The sequence below is a fragment of the Bradyrhizobium sp. CFUWI genome (assembly GCF_056429085.1).
In genome coordinates, this window is sequence record NZ_JBWJZE010000082.1 from 1 (window position 1) to 2,607 (window position 2,607).

Sequence of the window (2,607 nt, forward strand, 5' to 3'; positions counted from 1 at the left end):
GTACGCATACGATGAAGACCGCCAGATTGACGCATGCGCGCGGGCAGAGCGAGCTCTATGATCGGTTGGGTGAAGGTCAAGCGGCCTGCTGACTGGCGGGCTTGTCGGTTTGGCGCAGGAGCTTCCATTCCCAAGGCAGCAGTTCGTGCAGGCGCGAGCTAGGGAGATCGGCGATACGGGCGAGGACATCGGCGAGCCAGGCCTTAGGATCAACGTCGTTGAGGCGGCAGGTTGTGATCATCGTCAGCATGATGGCGGCACGGTCCGCGCCACGCTGGCTGCCAGCGAAGGTCCAGTTGCGCCGACCCAAGGCGATACCTCTCAATGCGCGTTCAGCGCAATTGTTGGTCAAGCAGATCCTGCCGTCGTGGAGGAAGCGGGCAAAGTCGTCCCAGCGCCTGAGCATGTAATTCATGGGCTTCAGGACCTCGGAGGAGCTCGACAGGGTCTCTCGCTCGCGGAGCAGCCAGTCGTGCATGTCGTCGAGAAGCGGCTTGCTCTGTTCTTGGCGCACGGCGCGTCGGTCGTCGGCACTGCGGCCATTGATGGCGCGCTCGATCTCGAACAGAGCGTCTAGACGCCTGACCGCCTCCAGCGCGATCGGGGAGATCGGTTTGCCTTTCTGTCCGTCGCGGGCAGTTTTCTCGATGTCAGCCAGCTCGAAGAAGCCCCGCCGCGCATGCGCCAGGCAAAATGCGGGCGTGATCGGCACCGCTTTCCTTTGCGGGTCGAACAACGGCTCGAAGCCGCTATAGCAATCCGCCTGCAGGATACCGCTGAAGGTGGCCAGATGCTTCTGGGGGTGCGCGCCGCGACGGTCACCCGAAGCGTAATAAACCGCCGCCGGCGGTGCAGGCCCGGCGAACGGCTGATCATCCCGCACATACGTCCAGATCCGCCCAGTCGTGCATTTGCCCTTCGCCAGGATGCGGATGGTGGTGTCGTCGCCATGCAGGCGCTCGGCCGTGAGCACATGGTGCTCGATCAGCCGGAACAGCGGCATGACGGCGAAGGTCCCGTGGCCGACCTGGTCGGCCAACGTCGACAGCGGCAAATCGATCCTTTCAGCCCTGAAGCGCACGCTCTGGCGGTTGAGCGGGATATGCATGCCGAACTTGTCGAACAGGATCGTCGCCAGCAATTGCGGGCCGATGAAGCCGCGCGGCGTGGCATGGAACGGCGCGGGCGGCTGACTGATCTTCTCGCAATCGCGGCAGGTGAACTTCTCGCGTACCGTCTCGATGACCTTGAAGCGGCGGGGAATCTCCTCCAGGGTCTTGGTCACATCCTCGCCGACCTTCGCCAGCCGCGATCCACCGCAGCAGGCGCAGGTCGTTGGAGCTTCAACGACGACGCGCTCGTGTTCGATATCGTCCGGCCAAGGCTTGCGAACCGGCCGCTTACGCGTGAACGGACGGACGTTCTGCGTCTTCGCTGCCGCCACCTGCGCGGCGAGCTCATCCTCACTCGCCGTAGTGACGAGTTCCTCGAGCTCCAACTCCAACTGCTCGAGCAGCCGTGCCGAGCGCTCGGATCGCTGCCCGTGCAGTTCGCGTTTGAGTTTCTCAATCCGCAGCTCAAGATGCGCGATGAGCGCCTCATTGTCCGACAGCTCCGCCCGCGCACTGGCGGCATCCGCGACGGCGACATCGCGCTCGACCTGCAAGGCCTCACGCTCGGCCAGCAGCGCAAGGTAGGCGCTCGCAAGGTCCGATGGAAGATCGTCCGGCTTCGATATCATGAAGCCATTGAATCAGATCAGGCCGCAAACTCAAACCCAAAACACCTATCCGACCCGCGTCGGACGCTGGGTTTCTTGCGGGTTGCGCCAATCAATTCCGGACAACAGATAGCTCATCTGCGCAGGCGAGATCGTCACAGCTTCACCCGCAACGGATGGCCATATAAACTTTCCTCTCTCCAGTCTCTTGGTGAACAGGCAGGCCCCCTGGCCATCGTGCCAGATCACCTTCACAAGATCGCTGCGGCGCCCCCGGAAGACGAACAAATGACCGCTGAGCGGGTCCTTGCGCAGCACCTCCTGCACCTGAAGTGCCAACGACGGAAAGCCTCGGCGCATGTCCGTGTAGCCTGTCGCGAGCCACACTCGCGCGCTCGTCGGAATCGGGATCATCGGCGGGCCAAAGCATCGAGAACCCGACGTAGCGCGTCTCCATCAACTTCGCCATCGACCCGGATGCGATGCCCGCTACCAAGATCGATCTCGATGATGCCATGGCTCTTGCGTCGCCGCGCCGTCGTCGTCAACGGCGCTTCGGCCACCTCCTGCGGTGACGCAGACGGCCCAATCTCGACCGGAACAAACGGAGCTATGCTCGCTTCGCCGTGCCTGCAAAGCTCCTTGCGCCACCTGAACAGCTGGCTCACATGAAGTCCGGCCAGGCGAGCTACCTCGGAAACGCTGGCGCCGGGCGCGAGCGACGCCGCAACAAGCCGCTCCTTCTCGTCTTGCGACCACCGGCGCCGCCGCTCGACCGATGTGATCACCTCCGCCCTCGAAATCGTCATAGCGCTTCTCCTAGGATTACCCCTAGGACCTGCAGCCATCGCGCCCGTCAAACAAGGCGGCCCTCAATGGAGGGATAC

Annotated in this window: 3 protein-coding genes; all 3 read right to left on the bottom strand. The window is 63.2% G+C overall.

Annotated features, from left to right (window positions below):
- Positions 1-76: 76 nt before the first annotated feature.
- From tnpC to tnpA, 3 genes are read right to left on the bottom strand one after another with little or no spacing between them, the layout of a single operon-like run.
- The gene (gene tnpC / locus AC066S_RS38660) at positions 77-1,741 is read right to left on the bottom strand and encodes an IS66 family transposase (RefSeq protein ID WP_135171706.1); all 1,665 of its coding nucleotides are present in this window, start codon (positions 1,739-1,741) and stop codon (positions 77-79) included.
- 45 nt (positions 1,742-1,786) lie between these two features.
- Positions 1,787-2,107, bottom strand: coding sequence for an IS66 family insertion sequence element accessory protein TnpB (tnpB, locus tag AC066S_RS38665; RefSeq protein ID WP_430642570.1), 321 nt, complete (start codon positions 2,105-2,107; stop codon positions 1,787-1,789).
- Positions 2,108-2,130: 23 nt separating this feature from the next.
- Complete coding sequence (gene tnpA, locus AC066S_RS38670; RefSeq protein WP_164719052.1) at positions 2,131-2,529, bottom strand: IS66-like element accessory protein TnpA; 399 nt, start codon at positions 2,527-2,529, stop codon at positions 2,131-2,133.
- Positions 2,530-2,607 lie beyond the last annotated feature (78 nt).